At 72.0% G+C, this 16,800-nt stretch carries 16 protein-coding genes and 2 pseudogenes; 8 read left to right on the top strand and 10 right to left on the bottom strand.

Annotated features, from left to right (window positions below; genetic code table 11):
* Positions 1–35: 35 nt before the first annotated feature.
* Entirely contained in the window at positions 36–875 is an 840-nt protein-coding gene (locus ACZ58V_RS07710; protein WP_468185732.1) for a (2Fe-2S)-binding protein, read from the top strand.
* A 7-nt stretch (positions 876–882) separates the two neighbouring features.
* Here the strand turns inward: ACZ58V_RS07710 and ACZ58V_RS07705 are convergent, their stop codons facing one another.
* From ACZ58V_RS07705 to ACZ58V_RS07695, 3 genes and pseudogenes are all read right to left on the bottom strand, one after another.
* Positions 883–1,692, bottom strand: coding sequence for an alpha/beta fold hydrolase (locus tag ACZ58V_RS07705; RefSeq protein ID WP_471288907.1), 810 nt, complete (start codon positions 1,690–1,692; stop codon positions 883–885).
* 31 nt (positions 1,693–1,723) lie between these two features.
* Positions 1,724–3,106: an FAD-binding oxidoreductase gene (locus tag ACZ58V_RS07700; protein WP_468185738.1), complete on the bottom strand. Its 1,383-nt coding sequence runs from the start codon at positions 3,104–3,106 to the stop codon at positions 1,724–1,726.
* Positions 3,107–3,210: 104 nt separating this feature from the next.
* Positions 3,211–4,037: pseudogene (locus ACZ58V_RS07695) on the bottom strand (cytochrome P450 family protein); the annotation flags it as partial.
* 46 nt (positions 4,038–4,083) lie between these two features.
* On the opposite strand from ACZ58V_RS07695, the pseudogene ACZ58V_RS07690 reads away from it, so the two are divergent.
* Positions 4,084–4,955 (top strand): annotated as a pseudogene (locus ACZ58V_RS07690) (amidohydrolase); the annotation flags it as partial.
* A 16-nt stretch (positions 4,956–4,971) separates the two neighbouring features.
* Here the strand turns inward: ACZ58V_RS07690 and ACZ58V_RS07685 are convergent.
* From ACZ58V_RS07685 to ACZ58V_RS07675, 3 genes are read right to left on the bottom strand one after another with little or no spacing between them, the layout of a single operon-like run.
* Entirely contained in the window at positions 4,972–5,853 is an 882-nt protein-coding gene (locus ACZ58V_RS07685; RefSeq protein ID WP_471288906.1) for a metal ABC transporter permease, read from the bottom strand.
* Positions 5,850–6,698: a metal ABC transporter ATP-binding protein gene (locus ACZ58V_RS07680; protein ID WP_471288903.1), complete on the bottom strand. Its 849-nt coding sequence runs from the start codon at positions 6,696–6,698 to the stop codon at positions 5,850–5,852. Before ACZ58V_RS07680 ends, ACZ58V_RS07685 begins: the two co-directional genes overlap by 4 nt.
* Positions 6,695–7,615 carry a metal ABC transporter solute-binding protein, Zn/Mn family gene (locus tag ACZ58V_RS07675; RefSeq protein WP_468185747.1) on the bottom strand — a complete coding sequence of 307 codons (921 nt, stop codon included), beginning with the start codon at positions 7,613–7,615 and terminating at the stop codon, positions 6,695–6,697. The genes ACZ58V_RS07680 and ACZ58V_RS07675 overlap by 4 nt, the downstream gene beginning before the upstream one ends.
* Positions 7,616–7,789: 174 nt before the next feature.
* Here ACZ58V_RS07675 and ACZ58V_RS07670 point away from each other — a divergent pair, with 174 nt between their 5' ends.
* The 4 genes from ACZ58V_RS07670 (at position 7,790) to ACZ58V_RS07655 (ending at position 10,738) form a co-directional block, all read left to right on the top strand.
* Entirely contained in the window at positions 7,790–8,470 is a 681-nt protein-coding gene (locus tag ACZ58V_RS07670) for a helix-turn-helix transcriptional regulator (RefSeq protein ID WP_468185749.1), read from the top strand.
* Positions 8,467–9,444, top strand: coding sequence for a pyridoxal-phosphate dependent enzyme (locus ACZ58V_RS07665; RefSeq protein WP_471288899.1), 978 nt, complete (start codon positions 8,467–8,469; stop codon positions 9,442–9,444). The genes ACZ58V_RS07670 and ACZ58V_RS07665 overlap by 4 nt, the downstream gene beginning before the upstream one ends.
* Positions 9,445–9,585: 141 nt before the next feature.
* The gene (locus tag ACZ58V_RS07660; protein ID WP_189722058.1) at positions 9,586–9,942 is read left to right on the top strand and encodes a cupin domain-containing protein; all 357 of its coding nucleotides are present in this window, start codon (positions 9,586–9,588) and stop codon (positions 9,940–9,942) included.
* A gap of 91 nt (positions 9,943–10,033) precedes the next feature.
* On the top strand, positions 10,034–10,738 hold the full coding sequence (locus ACZ58V_RS07655) for an SDR family oxidoreductase (RefSeq protein WP_471288897.1): 705 nt from the start codon (positions 10,034–10,036) through the stop codon (positions 10,736–10,738).
* A 12-nt stretch (positions 10,739–10,750) separates the two neighbouring features.
* On the opposite strand, the gene ACZ58V_RS07650 is transcribed toward ACZ58V_RS07655, so the two are convergent.
* On the bottom strand, positions 10,751–12,115 hold the full coding sequence (locus ACZ58V_RS07650; protein ID WP_468185758.1) for a vWA domain-containing protein: 1,365 nt from the start codon (positions 12,113–12,115) through the stop codon (positions 10,751–10,753).
* Positions 12,112–12,969, bottom strand: coding sequence for an AAA family ATPase (locus tag ACZ58V_RS07645; RefSeq protein WP_471289922.1), 858 nt, complete (start codon positions 12,967–12,969; stop codon positions 12,112–12,114). The genes ACZ58V_RS07650 and ACZ58V_RS07645 overlap by 4 nt, the downstream gene beginning before the upstream one ends.
* 139 nt (positions 12,970–13,108) lie before the next feature.
* Here ACZ58V_RS07645 and ACZ58V_RS07640 point away from each other — a divergent pair, with 139 nt between their 5' ends.
* Positions 13,109–13,681 carry a TetR/AcrR family transcriptional regulator gene (locus ACZ58V_RS07640; RefSeq protein WP_468185761.1) on the top strand — a complete coding sequence of 191 codons (573 nt, stop codon included), beginning with the start codon at positions 13,109–13,111 and terminating at the stop codon, positions 13,679–13,681.
* Between the two features lie 69 nt (positions 13,682–13,750).
* On the opposite strand, the gene ACZ58V_RS07635 is transcribed toward ACZ58V_RS07640, so the two are convergent.
* Together ACZ58V_RS07635 and ACZ58V_RS07630 are read right to left on the bottom strand one after the other, a co-directional pair.
* Positions 13,751–15,058 (bottom strand): FtsX-like permease family protein, encoded by a 1,308-nt coding sequence (locus ACZ58V_RS07635; protein WP_471288894.1) that lies wholly within the window; start codon positions 15,056–15,058, stop codon positions 13,751–13,753.
* Positions 15,059–15,061: 3 nt separating this feature from the next.
* Complete coding sequence (locus tag ACZ58V_RS07630) at positions 15,062–15,850, bottom strand: ABC transporter ATP-binding protein (RefSeq protein ID WP_468185768.1); 789 nt, start codon at positions 15,848–15,850, stop codon at positions 15,062–15,064.
* A gap of 155 nt (positions 15,851–16,005) precedes the next feature.
* On the opposite strand from ACZ58V_RS07630, the gene ACZ58V_RS07625 reads away from it, so the two are divergent.
* Positions 16,006–16,800, top strand: coding sequence for an SDR family NAD(P)-dependent oxidoreductase (locus ACZ58V_RS07625; protein ID WP_471288892.1), 795 nt, complete (start codon positions 16,006–16,008; stop codon positions 16,798–16,800).

Genomic DNA, 16,800 nt, shown 5'->3' with positions numbered 1-16,800 from the left:
CAATCGCGGGTTGCAACTGCCCGTAGGAGTGATCGATGCGCACTGTCCTGGAGTCACCGCCGACCCTCGCCTCCGTCCTCGGTACCGCCTACCGGCGGTTGACGGGCATCTGCGAGGCGCTGACCGTCGAGGTCGCGGACCCCCGGACGGCTTGCGATCAACAGACGGTCACCGGCGCCGAACTGATGTCGGATCAGTCAACCCTCGACGCCTTCCTGGAGGCCGAGGCGACACGCATCCACACCCGGTTCGCCCACACCCCCCGCCCCCACGTCACCGCCTCACGCGCCCTGCACGACTACGCCTGGTCGGTCGCCCTCCTGATGAGCGGCGTCTGGTACCTCGAGCGCCGGGTGCCGCGCGTCCGGCCCCAGTCGGTGCGCCTGGACCTCGCGGCCGGGGCGTACACGATCACGCCCGAGCCCCGCGTCGCCTGCCTGCCCGGCGACCCCGTCGCCGCGCTGCCCGGCGCGGTGACCGTCGCGGGCGAGGAGGCCCTGCGGGCCGAGCTGCGCGCCGCGGTCGCCGACCACATGCGCCCGCTGCTCACCGCCCTCGGCCCCGCCGTGCGTCGCGGACCGCGCGCCCTGTGGGGCATGGTCGGCGACGACCTCGTCTCCGGGATCTGGTACCTGGGCCGGACCCTCGGCCGCGAGGAGGACGCCGTACGCGCGGCGACCGCGCTGCTCCCCGAACCCGTCAGCCCGTACCCCTCGGGAGCGGACTTCCGTCTGCTGACCGGCACCGACGGCCGCCGTCACACGACCCGCACCCGCGCCGGCTGCTGCCTCTACTACGCCATCCGGCCCGACGAGGCCTGCGGCACCTGCCCCCGCACCCGCGACACGGAACGGCTGCGCCGGCTCGAGGAGTGACCAGCCGTCAGTCTGCTGCCTCCACCTCTCGCCAGAACGCGTCGACCCGCGCGTTGAACACCTCCGGCACCTCCTGGAACGGCTGATGAGCCTCTCCGGGCAGCACCTCGAACTCGGCGTCCGGGATGCCCTCCGCGACCTCACGGCCGAGGCGCGGCGGTGTGGCCAGGTCGAGTTCGCCGGAGAGGACGAGGGTCGGCGCGGTGATGCCGCCGAGGCGGTCGGACGTGTCGTGGCGGGAGAACGCCGCGAGCTGGCGTCGGAAGGCTTCGGCGGACTGCGGGTGTTCGAAGGCCAGCGTCTCGTCGATGAGACGGTCGACCAGGCCGTCGGAGTGGGCGCGTGGCGTGTAGATCCACAGGTAGAACGCCTCGAGCATGGCCCGTTCGTTCGGGGCCCGCTCCACCATCCAGTCCCAGAACCGCGTCATGGCGCGGAAGTAGGGGTCCGGGCGCGCCGTCGTGCTCATCAGGACCAGGCTGCGGACGAGGCCGGGATGCCTCAGGGCCAGCTCCTGGGCGATGAAGCTGCCTCCCGAGAAACCGGTCACGTGGGCGGTGGGGATCTGGAGCGTGCGCAGCAGTGCGGCGGCGTCGTCGGCCATCCGGGGCATGGTGAGCGGCCCCTCGGGCAGGGGTGTACGCCCGGCGCCCCGGTTGTCGAAGGCGGTGAGCCGGTAGCGGTCCGCGAGCCCGTCGAGCTGTGGCTGCCACGCCTCGACGGGATCCCCGAGACCCGAGATGAGCAGGACGTCGGGCCCCTGGCCCCGTCGCTCGACCCAGAGCTCCACGCCGCCGGCGTCGATCATCTGTCCCATGGCCGCCTCCCGGAGCAGGGAACCGTGGTCGTCACCCTCGCGCCGGCGCGATGTTCTGGTTGGCGTGGAACAGGTTGTCCGGGTCGTAGGTCCGCTTGACCCGGGCGAGCCTGTCGTAGTGGTCGCGGTACGTCGCCCGGACCCGCTCCTGGCCCTCGCCCGTCCCCATGAAGTTCACGTACGAGCCGCCCATGGAGTACGGGTGCAGTTCCTCCTGGTAGTCGACGCACCACTGCCTGATGGCCCCGGCGTTGACCGGATCGGGGTCCACACCGGCGAAGACGCCCGACCAGACCGCGTCCCGGTAGCTCCACGCCGTCTCGTCCGGGCCCACCCGGTGGGCCGCCCCGTCGACCGGGTAGAGGTGCATCAGCGAGAGCTGGGTGGGGTTGTTCTCCCCGTACTTGAGATGCACGTCCAGGGCGGCGTCCGGGATGTGGTCGAAGAAGTCGCCGCGCCAGTACCACTGGTAGCCGGTCGGGATCAGTTCGTCGAACATGCTCTGCAGCCCGACGTAGGGCATCGGTGTCGTGAAGTGGAAGGCCGGCGGTCCGGCCTCGTGCACCACGGAGAGCGTCTCGTCGAGCCGGTCCAGGTCGCCGGTGTGGCACCAGACGATGCCGCACACCTTCCGCCCGTGGAGCTCCTCGGGGAAGGGCGGGCCGGGCGGGACGACGAAGACGTTGAAGAAGCCGTACACGTCCTCGGGCGCCTGGGGGAGGAACTCGCGGTACCACGCCAGCGCCTCGCGGGCGTGCTCGACCGGCCAGACGGTCACCCCGACGCCGACCGTGTCCACCGGGTGCAGCCGGTAGGTGAGGGAGGTCGCGATGCCGAAGTTGCCGCCGCCTCCCCGCAGGGCCCAGAAAAGGTCGGGGTGCTCGTCCGCGTCGGCGGTGATGTAGCTGCCGTCGGCGAGTACGACGTCGGCGGCGATCAGGTTGTCCGCGGTCAGGCCGTACTTGCGGGTGAGATAGCCGTGTCCGCCGCCGAGGGTCAGGCCCCCGACCCCGGTCATGGAGATGATGCCGGTCGGGGTGGCCAGGCCGAAGGCGTGCGTGGCGTGGTCCAGGTCGCCGAGCTGAGCGCCACCGCCGGCCTGCGCGGTCCTCGCCGCCGGGTCGACGCGCACCCCGCGCATCGGCGACAGGTCGATGGTGACGCCGTCGTCCACCAGGCACAGGCCCGGGCCGCTGTGCCCGCCGCCCCGGACGGCGAGTTCCAGGCCGTGATCGCGGACATAGGTGACCGCGGCCATGACATCCGCGGCGTCCGCGCACCGCACGATGGCGGCGGGGTGTTTGTCGATCATCGCGTTGTAGATCCTGCGGGCCTGGTCGTACTCCGCGTCCCGTGGGCCTATGACCGGCCCTCGCAGCGTGGTCCGCATGTCTTCCAGGGTGGCGCTGTTCATGACGATCTCCTCGGGACGCGTGCCCGTGCTGATATCACCAGCCTCCCGCCGACCGCGCGGCTGTGCACGTCCGGCCGAGAGCCACCGCCCGGCTGTCCGCGGATTCAGGTCAGGGTGACCTCCACCGGCAGCTTCTTGATGCCGTTGACGAAAGTGGACCGCACCCGCGGCACGTCAGCTCCTCGAACATGATCCGGATCTCGGTGCTGCCGCCCAGTTCCACGTCGCGCGTGGCGGTGCGGCGGAAGTGGTAGACGGGGGAGGCCCAGCGCAGGAACTCCTCCACCGCGAGCGGGATCAGCGAGGGGTCCTCCCGGAGGCGGGCCAGCTGCTCGGGGGGCTGGATCAGGGCCAGCATCGAGTGGGAGATGGTGTGCCGGGTGGTCTCGTTGCCGGCGACGACCAGGAGCAGGAAGTAGTGGTCGAAGTCCTGCGGGGAGAGCGGCACACCGTCCCGGGGGGTGGTGTTGACCAGCCGGGAGACCAGGTCGGTGCCGTCGCCGCCGCGTCGCCGGCGTGCCAGCTCCCGGCCGTACTCGAAGACCTCCAGCGAGGCGGGCGAGCGGAACGGCAGATCGCGGTACCGCTCGCTCTCCCCGCTGTGCAGCAGGACGTCCGCGTAGCCGGGGTCGGTGTGGCCGATGATGCGGTTGCCCCAGTCGATCAGCCGCTGGTTGTCCTCCGGGGGCACGTCCAGCAGCCGGGCCAGGACGTTGATCGGGAAGTCCGCCGAGACGTCCTCGACGAAGTCGAAGCGGCCCTTGGCGGGCGCGGCGTCGAGGGTCCGTGCCGTCAGTCCGCGCAGGAAGTCGGTGTAGCCGCTGATCACGTTCGCGCCGAACTGCCGCTGGATCAGGCTGCGCAGCACCCGGTGCCGGACCCCGTCCAGTTCGAGGATCGAGGCGCGTTTCTTGATCTGGTCGTCGTCGACCCGCGCCCTCCCTCCTCGCCGTCAAGCAGGGCACCTTCTACCGGGCCTCCTGCCCGCCCCCATGGGCGGATCCGCCGACGACGTCCGCAAGGGCCTGGCCGAACTGTGCCGCCCCGAGTCGGCCGACCCCCGGCTGCTGCGGGCCATCGGCGTCAAGGTCTTCGGCGACGGCGTACCGCCCAACCGCACGGCGTGGATGAACGAGCCCTACCCGGAAGGCGGTCACGGCGCCCTCTGCGTGCACGGCGACACCCCCGCGCTCCAGGCGGACGAACTGCGCGAGATGATCCGGGTCGCCCACGAGGCCGGCTTCCAGCTCGGCGTGCACGTCACCGGGGACCGGGCCATCGACACGGTCGTGGACGCCTTCGTCGCGGCGAACACCGCCGCCCCCCCCGCCCCGACGCCCGCCACTACGTCATCCCCGGCGACTTCATCAGCCCCGGCAGCCTGGCCGAGCTCGCCGCACACGGCTATGGCGTCAACATGAACCCCGCCATCAAGTGGACCATCTCCGACCTGATGGTCGAGGTCGTGGACCCCGAACGCTCCGCCTACCAGTGGCCGGTGCGCTCCGCGCTCGACGCCGGGGTACGGGTCTGCGCCAGCTCCGACGCCCCGATCACCGAGCCCGACTGGCGGCAGGGCGTGGCCTCGATGATGCTCCGCGAGTCCAAGGCCAGCGGCCGGACCAGCGGCCCCGAACAGTGCGTGCCGCTCACCGACGCCCTGCGCGCCTACACGGCCACCGCCGCCTGGCAGGACTTCGCCGACGACTGGAAAGGCACCCTCGAACCGGGCCGGGCCGCCGACCTGTGCGTCCTGGACCGGCCGCTGCTGGGCCTCGACCCGCACGAGATCACCGAAGTGCGGGTGGACCTCACCGTGTTCGACGGGCGGGTGGTCTTCGAACGCTGAGCGGCCGGCCGGCGCGTCACGCCGCCCGCACCACCGCCCTCTTCGCTCCCCACCGCCGGGTCCGGTACCCGCCGGCCACCCGGCACACCGCGTAGATGCCGAACGAGATCGTCGTGACGTAGGGGCTGATGGGGATGCTGCTGCCCAGCGCGAGCAGGATGCCGCCCTCGATCGAGGCCAGGGCGAACAGCACGCTCAGCACGGGCAGCAGTACCGGCGACGCGGTGACGCGGGCGGCGGCAGCGGCCGGTGTGACGACCAGCGTGAGCACCAGCAGCGCGCCGACGACCTGCACCGACAGGGCGACCGCGAGCCCGAGCACCAGCATGAAGCCGAAGGACAGCGCCCGCACCGGCACCCCGCGCGCCTCGGCCACGTCCGGGTCGGTGCTGGCGAAGGCGAGCGGACGCCACATGACCGCCAGGGCGATGAGCACCAGCACGGACGTGCCGAGCAGCCATGACATCTGCGGGGTGTCCACGGCCACGATCTGCCCGGTGAGCAGTCCGAACTTGTTGGCCGCCCGGCCCTTGTAGAGGGCCAGGAAGAGCACGCCCAGGCCCAGCCCGAACGGCATGATGATGCCGATCACCGAGTTGCGGTCCCGGGCCCGCGTCCCCAGCACCCCGATGGCCCCGGCCGCGAGGAGCGAGCCGGCGATCGAGCCCGCCACGATGTTCGCGCCCAGCAGCAGCGCCGCCGAGGCGCCCGCGAAGGACAGTTCGCTGATGCCGTGCACCGCGAACGGCAGGTCCCGCATCAGCACGAACACCCCGGCCAGCCCGCCCACGAGCCCCAGCGCCACGCCCGCGACGAGGGAGTCGCGGACCAGGGCGAGGAGTTCGCCGTAGTCGGTGAAGTCGAAGATCTGGTGCCAGATCCCGGCGGCGAGTGTCATGCGCGCACTCCGTCCGTCTCGTGCGTCTGCTCGGGATGGTGTGCCGGTGCGGCCGGTTCGTCGGGCGCGCCCGCGACCACCACCCGGCCGCGCACCCGTACGACGTCGACCCGCGTGCCGTAGAGCCGGGACAGCGACTCGGAGGTCAGCACCTCGTCCGGGGTGCCGACGCGGTGGCCGCCGGGGGCCAGGTACAGCACCCGGTCGACCATGCCCAGCACCGGGTTGACCTCGTGCGTCACGAAGACCACCGCCGTGCCGTGGGCGTGGCGCCGGGCGTCGATCAGTTCGGTGACGGCCCGCTGATGGTTCAGATCGAGCGACAGCAGCGGCTCGTCGCACAGCAGGAGCCGCGGGTCGGTGGCCAGGGCCTGCCCGATGCGGACGCGTTGCCGTTCGCCGCCGGACAGCATGCCGAGCGGGACATCGGCGTAGGCCGAGGCCCCGACCGCCTCGAGGATCTCGTCCACCCGGCGGCGGACCCCGCCGGTGCGCAGCCGTGGCCCGAAGCGGTGCCCGTCGATGCCGAACCGTACGAGGTCCCGGGCGCGCAGCATGGCCTGGGCGGACAGCGCGGCCTGCTGCGGGACGTAGCCGATGTCCCGGGCGGCGTCGCGCGCGGGGCGGCCGAGGACGGTCAGCGTCCCGGCGGACAGCGGCCGGCGGCCCAGCAGCGCCCGTACGAAACTGGTCTTGCCCGCGCCGTTCGGCCCCAGCACGGCCAGGAACTCCCCGGCGCGTACGTCGAGATCGAGGCCGCTCCACACCCCGCGGGCGCCGTACGACAGGGCCGCGCCGCGCAGACTGATGACAGGAACGCCGTCCTGCCGGGATATCGCGGTCACTTGGCCAGCGCGCCCGCGAGCGCGTCGACGTTGGCGGTCATCCAGCCGAGGTAGTCCTTGCCCTTCGGCAGGGTCTCGGTCACGGGCACGACGGGGATGCCGGCCGCCTCGGCCGCCGCCTCGGTCTTCTCGGTCTGCGGGCCGGAGGTCTGCTCGTTGTAGACGAGTGCCTCGACCTTCCTGCCGCTGAACAGCGCCAGGTTCTCCTGGAGGATCCGCGGGGAGACGTCGTCACCCTCCTCGATCGCCTCGCTGAACTCGGCGGGCGTCCGGTTGACCAGACCGCTCGCCTCGGTCATGTACAGCGGCACGGGCTCGGTGATCGCCACGCCCGCGCCGCCGTGCTCCTTCTTGATCCGGGCTTCCTTCGTCTCCAGTGGCCTGAGTCCGGCCTTGAAGGCGGCGGCGTTCCTCTTGAAGACGGCCGCGTCGGTAGGGTCGGCCTCGGTGAGGGCCGCGGCTATCCGGTCGGCGACCTTGGCGACGGTGGGGAAGTCGTACCAGACGTGCTCGTTCAGCTCGCCGCCCTTCGGCGCGGTCTTGCCGGACACCTCGACCGCGTTGATCACCTGGGCGGAGTCGTTGTGGCCGCCCTTCAGCATGCGGTCGACGAAGCCGTCGTAGCCGCCGCCGTTCTCCACGACGACCCGGGCCTTGGAGAGGGCGAGCTGGTTCTGGGGGTCGGCCTCGTAGGAGTGCGGGTCCTGGTCGGGGTCGCTGATGACCGAGGTGACATCGACTCTGTCGCCGCCCACGTGCCGCACGATGTCGCCGTAGACGTCCGTGGAGGCGACCACCGCGACGCGGGCCGGTGTGCTCTTGCCGCCGGCGGAGTCCGACGAGCTGCCGCAGCCCGCGAGAAGGGCCAGTGACGCGCTGGTCAGCAGCGCCAGGCGGCGGGACGTGGACAGGGGCATGGCTCCTCCAGGGCGGACACGCACAGGGGTACTTGGCAGCGCCACGCTAGATGGGAATGAATGTCAAGAGCGGGTTCTGGTTGAAGTCATGTGAAAACCATTGCCAATTGTTGAAGCTGGGGCCCGGATCGATCTGGACTAGAAATCCAGACATTGGACGCGTAGTCTAAGTCCATGCGAGAGACTCTGACCGCGGAACGGGATGCGATCCTCGCCGCGCTGACGCCGGTCGTCGAAGGGATCGCCGCGACCTTCGGGCCGGTCTGCGAAGTCGTGCTGCACGACTATCGGAACCCGGAGAAGTCGGTGGTCGCCGTCGCCGGATCGGTGACCGGGCGGACGGTGGGCGGCGCGATGAGCGAGATCGGCATGCGCGTCCTCGCCGGGGGCGACGAGGCGGCCGACGAGCTGAACTACGTCACCCGCACCCGGAACGGGGCGCTGGTGAAGTCCTCCACGATGGTGCTGAGAGATTCCACGGGGGCCGTGTTCGGCGCGCTCTGCGTCAATGTGGACGTCAGTGCCGTCAGTCAGGTCCACGGCCTGCTCGGCGCCCTCGCCGGAATCCGTCCCGAGCCGACGGAACTGCCGACCACCACCTTCGGCAACGACATCGACTCCGTGGTCGACGCCCTCGTCGACGTCCACCAGTCGAAGCAGCGGGGGAGCTGGGCGGAACTGGACCGCGCGGAGCGCCTGGAGCTGTTCGGCGGGCTGGACACGCGCGGCGTCTTCGCCGTGCGGGGCGCGGTCGAGCAGGTCGCCGCCCGGCTCGGCATCTCCCGCGCCTCCGCCTACAACTACCTCTCCCAGGCCCGGGCCGCCCACGACACTTCCACCGGAGGATCCGCGTGACGACCACCACCCCACCGGTCACCCTCGACGACGTCCGGGACGCCGCCGCCCGGCTCAAGGGTGTCGCCCACCGCACCCCGGTGCTGCGCTCCCGCACCCTCGACACGCTCGCCGGTGCCGAGATCCATCTCAAGTGCGAGAACTTCCAGCGCGTCGGCGCCTTCAAGTTCCGCGGCGCCTACAACGCCGCCTCCCGCCTCACCCCCGAGCAGCTGTCCCGGGGCATCGCCGCCTACTCCTCCGGCAATCACGCCCAGGCCGTCGCCCTGGCCGCCCGCGAGCTCGGCACCACCGCCGTGATCGTCATGCCGGAGGACGCCCCGCCGTCGAAGAGGGCGGCCACCGCCGGCTACGGCGCCGAGATCGTCACCTACGACCGCTACACCGGCGACCGCGTGGCCATCGCCGAGGCCCTGGCCGCCGAGCGGGGCCTCACTGTCATCCCGCCGTACGAACATCCGCACGTGATGGCCGGCCAGGGCACGGCCGCGCTCGAGCTCCTCGAAGAGGTGGGGGAGCTGGGGGCGATGGTGACACCGGTCGGTGGTGGCGGGCTCATGGCCGGGAGTGCCACGGTGGCCAAGGGGCTGCACCCGGACATCCGGATGATCGGCGTCGAACCGGAGGCCGGAGACGACACCAAGCGCTCGCTGGAGGCCGGACGGCGCATCAGTGTCCCGGTGCCGCACACCATCGCCGACGGACAGGCCCTGCACACACCGGGCGAACTCACCTTCTCCGTCAACCGGCGGCTCGTCGACGAGATCGCGCTGGTCACCGACGACGAGATCAGGGACGCGATGCGGTTCGCCTTCGAACGCCTGAAGATCGTCCTCGAGCCGAGCGGCGCCACCCCGCTCGCCGCCCTGCTGACCGGCCGAGCGGGCCGTCTCCCGCGCCGCGTCGGCGTCATCGTCTCCGGCGGCAACATCGACGCCGGGCGTTTCGCCGAACTCTGTGGAAACGAGGTCTGAGGGGCGTTCTTCGGTTGGCGGCCCCGGATGGACGGGCGGACGATTGAGGGGTAGGAGGCCGGCCGCCGACGGCGGCGTCCAGGGCCGCCGGGGAGACCGGCCCCCCGGCCGCGGTGCGACGCGGCCGGAAGGGAGCGCGTCATGTTGGAAGTGAAGACGCTCGACAAGCCCGACGAGCGGCGTGATTTCCCCCGCGGTCACCTCGAAGCCGTCCACATGACGGATCTCGACTTCGCCGTGGCGACCTTCGAGCCCGGCTGGCGCTGGACCGAGTCCGTGGCCCCGATCGCGGGCACCGACACCTGTCAGATGCACCACAACGGCTACGTCCTCCAGGGCCGCATGCGCATCCGCATGGACGACGGCGGCGAGATCGAGGTCGGCCCCGGCGACGTCTACGTCGTCTCGCCCGGACACGACGCCTGGGTCGTGGGCGACGAGCAGGCCGTGGTCTACGACTTCCAGGGGCAGACGGCGAGGGAGTTCGCGAAGAAGTAGCGCTCCCTTGCTCTTTGGAAACCGATCGGTTTACGCTTCCCTCGCGGGAAACCGATCGGTTTCCTGTGTGGAGAACGTGAGGGAGACCCCTATGACCGCCATCGAAGGTTCCGTCGCGCTGGTCACCGGCGGCAGCCGCGGCATCGGCCGGGCCCTGGTCGAGGCCCTGTACGAGCGGGGTGCCGAGAAGGTGTACGCCACCGCTCGCGACCCGCGCACCGTCACGCACCCCGACGCCGTGCCGCTCGCGCTGGAGGTCACCGACCCCGCGTCCGTCGCGGCGGCCGCCGAGCAGGCGCAGGACGTCACCCTGCTGATCAACAACGCGGGCGCGTCGGTGAACGCGAACTTCCTCGACTCGCCCGTCGAGGACGTCCGCCGCGAGTTCGAGACCAACTTCTACGGGCCGCTCCTGGTGACCCGGGCCTTCGTCCCCGCCATCGAGCGCAACGGCGGCGGCCACATCCTCAACGTCCACTCCGTGCTGTCGTGGATCGGCCTCGCCGGCTCCTACAGCGCGTCCAAGGCGGCCTTCTGGTCCCAGACCAACTCGCTGCGCCTCGACCTGAAGCCGCGTGGCATCGAGGTCACCGGTCTGCACGTCGGCTACGTCGACACCGATCTGACCGCCGCCGTCGACGCTCCGAAGTCCACGGCCGAGAGCGTCGCGGCCCAGGCCCTCGACGGGATCGCCTCGGGCGCCTACGAGGTCCTGGCCGACGACCTCTCCCGGCAGGTCAAGGCCGGGCTGGCGGCCGACCCCGCCGCTCTCTACCCGCAGCTCGCCGTCGCCTGATCACGCCCTCGGTCACACCGGCAGCAGTCGCGCCACCAGCGCGCTGAGCTGTCCGACATTGCGGCACTCGTGCATCTCGACCAGCTCGGCATAGAGCGGCGCGACGGAATCGCCCGTGCCCCACAGGGAGCGCTGCTCGGGGTTCAGCCAGTAGACGCGGCGCGCCCGTTCGGCGATCCGCCGCACGGCGGGCGGATTCGGGTCGCTCCGGTTCGTCCGGGCGTCACCGAGGACGAACACGGTCGTGCGCGGACCGACCGCGTCGCCGTAGGCCTCGGCGAACTCGCCCAGCGCCGTGCCGTAGTCGCTGCTGTCGTGCCATCCGGTGAGGGTGGCCTCCGCCCCGATACGGGCGCTGAGCCCCTCCGGGTCCGCGGTGCCGTGCCGAAGGAGCGCGGTCACCTCGTCGACCCGGTTGACGAAGGCGAACACCCGCACCTTGCTGAACTGGTCGTGCAGCGCCTGGACCAGCAGCATCGTGAAGTCCGAGAAACCCGACACCGACCCCGACACATCGCACAGCAGCACCAGTTCGGGGCGGGCCGGGCGGCGCCGGCGCAGCACCGGCTTCATCGGCACCCCGCCCGTCGACAGCGAACCGCGCAGCGTCCGCCGCAGGTCGATCGTGCCCCGGGAGGCGCGGCGGCGCCGGGCCGCGAGCCGGGTCGCGAGCTTGCGGGCGAGCGGCTGGACCGCCCTGCGCAGCTCGGCCAGCCGGGCCTTCCCGGCGAACAGGAAGTCGACCCGGTCGGCGGTCGGGGCCACCGCCCGCCTCGCGATCTCGTCCCGGTCGCGCCGCTCGGCGACCCGGCGCCGCGCCTCCGTGGCCACCAACGCGCGGAAGCTCTCGATACGTCGCCGGATCTCGTCCTCCAGCAGCCGGTCGGCGAACCCCGAACTGCCGCCCTGCCCGCGCACGGTGTCGCGGACCCGGGCGAGCAGGGTCTGCGGGCGCAGCCGTTCGAGCGCCTGGTACGACGACCAGCCGTCCGACTCCGGCGAGGAGCCGTAGCCCCCGAAACCGTCGACCGCCTCGACCGCAAGCCGGCCCAGCAGCGCCTGGTCGTCGGCGGCCAGTGCGGCGGCCAGCCGGTCACGCAGATCCTCCCGTCCGGCGGCCTTCTGCTCCGGACCGCCGACACCGCGCGGGAAGTACAGGTCGAAGACCGGGTCGAACACCTGCCGTTGCCCGGTGCCGTGCAGCAGCGTCGCCGCCAGCCCCTCGCGCAGCAGCTCCCGGTCCGTGAGACCGAGCGCCTCGATCGCCTGCCCCGCGTCGACCGTCTCGCCCGTGCCGATCCGGATGCCGTGCGCGCGCAGCGCCCCGACCAGGGACGTGAGCCGCTCCGCGACACCCGCGCCCGCCGGGGTGGTCACAGGGCGTCCAGGTCGAGCTTGGCGCTCGCCTTGAGGACGTCCTCCTGATGCTTGAGGAGCACGCCGAGGCTGGCCCGCACGACCGTCTCGTCCAGGGTGCCGACGCCCAGCGCGAGCAGCGTGCGCGCCCAGTCGATGGTCTCGGCGACCGACGGCACCTTGCGCAGGTCCATCGCCCGCAGCGCGCCCACGACCCGGACGACCGAGCGGGCCAGTGCCTCGTCGAGCCCCGGCACCTTCAGCCGTACGATCCGGCGCTCCAGCTCCTCGTCCGGGAAGCCGATGTGGAGGAAGAGGCAGCGGCGGCGCAGCGCCTCGGACAGCTCCCGGCTCGCGTTGGAGGTGAGGACGACGAAGGGGCGGCGCGTCGCGGTGATGGTGCCCAGCTCGGGCACGGTCACCTGGAAGTCGCTGAGCACCTCCAGGAGCAGGCCCTCCACCTCGACGTCCGCCTTGTCGGTCTCGTCGATCAGCAGCACTTTCGGGTCGTCGCCCCGGATGGCGGTCAGCAGTGGCCGCGTGAGCAGGAACTCCTCGCTGAAGATGTCCGTGCGCGTCTCGTCCCACGACTCGTCGCGGCCCGCGCTGATGCGCAGGAGCTGCTTGGCGTGGTTCCACTCGTACAGCGCCCGGGACTCGTCGACCCCCTCGTAGCACTGGAGGCGCACCAGCCGCGCGCCCGCGACCTCGGCGACGGCCTTGGCCAGCTCCGTCTTGCCGACCCCGGCCGGGCCCTCGACCAGCAGCGGCTTGCCCAGGCGGTCGGCGAGGAAGACGGTCGTGGCGACGGCGGGCGAGGCGAGATACCCGGTCTCGGCCAGCCGTGCGGAGACGTCGTCGACGGATGTGAACAACGGGGCCTCCAGAGCGGCGGCGATGGTCAGAGCACTATCCAAGCGCTTGTTCAGCCAGGATGTCACGGGGGTTCCGCTTACCGGAAGGTGGTAGACCGATCGGTTTCCCCGCTTCCCGGGACGGGGTAGCCTCACCTCCATGGCCACCACAGACAAGGCGTCCACCAGGGACCGGCTGCTCGACGCGGCGGCCGAGATCTTCTACCGCGAGGGCGTCTCCGTCGGCGTGGAGGCGCTGTGCCGCAGCGCCGGGGTCTCGAAGCGGTCCATGTACCAGCTCTTCGCGAGCAAGGACGAGGTCCTGGCGGCGAGCCTGGCCCGGCGGCTCCCGGAGTACGAGGCACGGCTGGTGCCCGGCCCGCAGGAGGAGACCGGCACTCCGCGCGAGCGGATCCTGCACGTCTTCGAAAAACTGGAGAAGGCCTCCGCCGAACCCGCCTACCAGGGCTGCCCCTACCTCGCCGCGCTGGTCGAACTCAAAGACCCCGAGCACCCGGCCAGTGCGGTCGCCCGAGGGGCGAAGGAGTGGCTGCTGGGCTTCTTCCGCGCGCGGGCCGAGGAGGGCGGAGCGCGGGACGCGGAGCTGCTCGCCCGGCAGCTGATGCTGGTCTTCGACGGGGCCGGAGCCCGGGCGGGGGCCGGCATCGAGACGCTGGACGGCCTGACCACGGCGACCGTGACCGCGCTGCTGGACGCGTCCGCCATGCGGTGAAGGGTCGGCCGCCGCAGCGACCGCCCCCCCTCGCGGCCGCCGCAGCGACCCTCGCAACCGTCCTGTTCGTCACGCCACCGCGACCGCCCCGACAGCCGGAGTGCGCAACGTCCGCCGGGCCGTGGCCAGGCTCGTGCCCAGCGTCACCACCGCCGCGACCGCGACGACCGCCGCGCCGATGCCGAAGAACTCACCCGGCACCACCTCGTCGGTGCGCGCCACGGTGAAGGGCACGACCCCCGCCAGCGCCGCCAGCGTGCCGAAGAACACCCCCGTGACCATCAGGATCAGCCCTTCGACCCCCACCAGCCCGAGCACCTGCCCCGGAGTCGCCCCCGCGAGGCGCTGCTGCCCGAACTCCCGGACCCGGTAACTGGTCGCCGCGTAAAGCGAGTTGACCAGCATGACGCACACGAAGACCACGATGATCCCGACGACCGTGAAGTTGAGCGTCTCGAGGTTCTTCGCGTCGACCGACTTGACCGTTCCCGAAGCCTCGACGGCATCGCTCTCCACCGCCTGCATGGTCAGCGTCGCCGTGGCGACCGCCGTGAACAGGATCAGCGACATCAGGATCCCGGCGAGCTGCCCGGCCCGCTCGCGCAGATTGCGCACCGCCAGCCAGCCGCTCGCGCCGCCGAGCGGCAGCCGGTCCAGCACGGCCGCCAGCAGCCGCGGCGCCCGCAGCGCGCAGCCGACGGACAGCAGGATCGCCCCGTACGCCGGCGGCGCCATCAGCGCGGCGTCCGTCGCCGAGAACACGAACGTCGAGGTCGCCGACGCGGCACCCGCCACCAGAGCCGCGTAGGCGAGGACCGTCCGCGCCCGGCCCCGCTGCCGGCTCCCGCCCGTCGCCCGCCGCACGGCGAGGAACGCGGCCCCCACGGCGGCGGACAGCGTGATGCCGATGCCGGACGAAAGCGCCACCGGACCGAAGGAGTGGCCGACGGACCGCGCGACCTGACCGCTGTCCTGGAACACCTCCAGCAGCGCCCGGCCGCCGAGCAGCGCCGGGACGACCGCCAGCGCCGCGCCCACCAGGGCCACGGCCAGCGCCTCACCCACGACCATCCGCTTGATCTGCGCCGGAGTCGCCCCCGAGCAGCGCAACAGCTCCATCTCGGCGGCCCGCTGACGCACGTTCACCGTCAGCGTCGAGGCGATCGCGAAGAACACCAGCAGGGTGCCGTAGCCGCCGACCACGCCCGCGGCGGTGGAGAGGGTCTCCTTGCTCACCGGGTCCACGCCCGGCTGCCCGGCCGTGTCGTGCATCGAGTTGAACGTCATGACGATCGTCGCGCCGAGGAACGCGGACAGCAGGGTCGCGAGGAACCGCCCGGGCCGCTGCCGTATCGACCGCATCGCGAGAACGAACACGGCTCACACCCCCGCTCGCACGTCGTCGCCCAGGTGCGCCAGCCGCTCCGCGACCGCGTCGGCCGTCGGCGCGTCCATCCGGCCCGCGAGCCGGCCGTCCGCCAGGAACAGCACGGTGTCGGCGTACGAGGCGGCGACCGGGTCGTGCGTCACCATCACCACGGTCCGGCCGTGCACCCGCACCGCCTGCCGGAGCAGCCGCAGCACGTCCCGCGCGCTGCGCGTGTCCAGCGCGCCCGTCGGCTCGTCCGCGAAGATCACCCGCGGTTCGGTGACGAGCGCCCGGGCGATCGCGACCCGCTGGCGCTGACCGCCCGACAGCTGATCGGGCCGGTGTCCGAGCCGGTCACCCAGTCCCACCGCCGTCAGCACCTCGCGGACCCGCTGCCGGTCCACCCGCCGCCCGGCCAGCTTCAGCGGCAGCACCGTGTTCTGAGCGACGGTCAGTGTCTCCAGCAGGTTGTACTGCTGGAACACGAACCCGATCCGTCCGCGCCGGAACTTCGTCAGCTCGGCCTCGCCGCCACCCGTCAACTCGGTGCCGTCGACCTGCACGATCCCGCTGTCGGGCCGGTCGAGACCCGCCGCGCACTGCAGCAGCGTCGACTTGCCGGAACCGGACGGCCCCATCACCGCCGTGAACGTGCCACGCCCCAGACCGAGCGTCACACCGTCCAGGGCGGTCACGGCGCTGTCGGCGCTCCCGTACGTCTTGGTGACCTTGACCAGCCGCAGCGCCTCGACGGCGGGTCCCGGTTCCTGGTCCTGTCGTGGGCCCCTCGTGCGCACCATCGTCGTCCCCCTTCGTCCGACACGCCCTGTGTCTCGTCCTCGACGCTACGGAGAAGGTGACGTGACCACACTGGCCGCAGAACCCGTATCGGAGGGTGTACTCAGCGACACCCCGGGGGTACCCGATCAGACCGGCACGGAAAGGGTTGACAGGCATGCAGATCGATCTGAAGGGCCGCACCGCGCTGGTGACCGGCTCCACGCAGGGCATCGGCGCCGCGATCGCCTCGGGCCTGGCCCGGGCGGGCGCCAGGGTGGGTGTCAACGGCCGCTCGTCCGGGCGGGTGCAGGAGGCCGTGGACCGGATGCGGGGCGAGGCCCCCGGCGCCGACCTGGTGCCCGTGGCCGCAGACGTGACGACCGAAGAGGGCGCGCGGCAGGCGGTGGACACCCTGGGGCAGGTGGACATCCTCGTCAACAACCTCGGCGTCTTCGAGTCCGCGGACCCCCTGGAGATCAGCGACGACGAGTGGCGGCGCTACTTCGAGGTCAACGTCCTGGCCGCCGTACGCCTCACCCGGCTCGTCCTGCCCGGCATGACCGAACGCGGCTGGGGACGGGTGCAGTACATCGCCAGCGACTCGGCGGTCGTCATCCCCGCCGAGATGATCCACTACGGCATGTCCAAGACCGCCCTGCTCGCGGTGAGCCGGGGCTTCGCCAAGCAGGCGGCCGGCACCGGAGTCACGGTGAACTCCGTCATCGCCGGGCCGACCCACACCGGCGGCGTCGAGGACTTCGTCTACCAGCTCGTCGACCGCGACCTGCCCTGGGACGAGGCCCAGCGCGCCTTCATGCGACAGCACCGTCCGCAGTCCCTGCTCCAGCGGCTGATCGAGCCGGAGGAGATCGCCAACATGGTCGTCTACCTCGGCTCCGACCAGGCCTCCGCGACCACGGGCGGTGCCCTGCGCGTCGACGGCGGCTACGTCGACTCGATCCTGCCCTGA

This window comes from Streptomyces sp. NPDC040589 (assembly GCF_055594445.1).
The sequence above is the reverse complement of the archived record's forward strand: the minus strand, read 5'-3'. Positions and strand labels throughout refer to the sequence as shown.

Bases quoted from the DNA above. Each gene is read 5' to 3' on its own strand.
- ACZ58V_RS07710 (WP_468185732.1), top strand. From the start codon at position 36: ATGCGCACTGTCCTGGAGTCACCGCCGACCCTCGCCTCCGTCCTCGGT.
- ACZ58V_RS07705 (WP_471288907.1), bottom strand. From the start codon at position 1,692: ATGGGACAGATGATCGACGCCGGCGGCGTGGAGCTCTGGGTCGAGCGA.
- ACZ58V_RS07700 (WP_468185738.1), bottom strand. From the start codon at position 3,106: ATGAACAGCGCCACCCTGGAAGACATGCGGACCACGCTGCGAGGGCCG.
- ACZ58V_RS07685 (WP_471288906.1), bottom strand. From the start codon at position 5,853: ATGACACTCGCCGCCGGGATCTGGCACCAGATCTTCGACTTCACCGAC.
- ACZ58V_RS07675 (WP_468185747.1), bottom strand. From the start codon at position 7,615: ATGCCCCTGTCCACGTCCCGCCGCCTGGCGCTGCTGACCAGCGCGTCA.
- ACZ58V_RS07670 (WP_468185749.1), top strand. From the start codon at position 7,790: ATGCGAGAGACTCTGACCGCGGAACGGGATGCGATCCTCGCCGCGCTG.
- ACZ58V_RS07660 (WP_189722058.1), top strand. From the start codon at position 9,586: ATGTTGGAAGTGAAGACGCTCGACAAGCCCGACGAGCGGCGTGATTTC.
- ACZ58V_RS07655 (WP_471288897.1), top strand. From the start codon at position 10,034: ATGACCGCCATCGAAGGTTCCGTCGCGCTGGTCACCGGCGGCAGCCGC.
- ACZ58V_RS07640 (WP_468185761.1), top strand. From the start codon at position 13,109: ATGGCCACCACAGACAAGGCGTCCACCAGGGACCGGCTGCTCGACGCG.
- ACZ58V_RS07630 (WP_468185768.1), bottom strand. From the start codon at position 15,850: ATGGTGCGCACGAGGGGCCCACGACAGGACCAGGAACCGGGACCCGCC.
- ACZ58V_RS07625 (WP_471288892.1), top strand. From the start codon at position 16,006: ATGCAGATCGATCTGAAGGGCCGCACCGCGCTGGTGACCGGCTCCACG.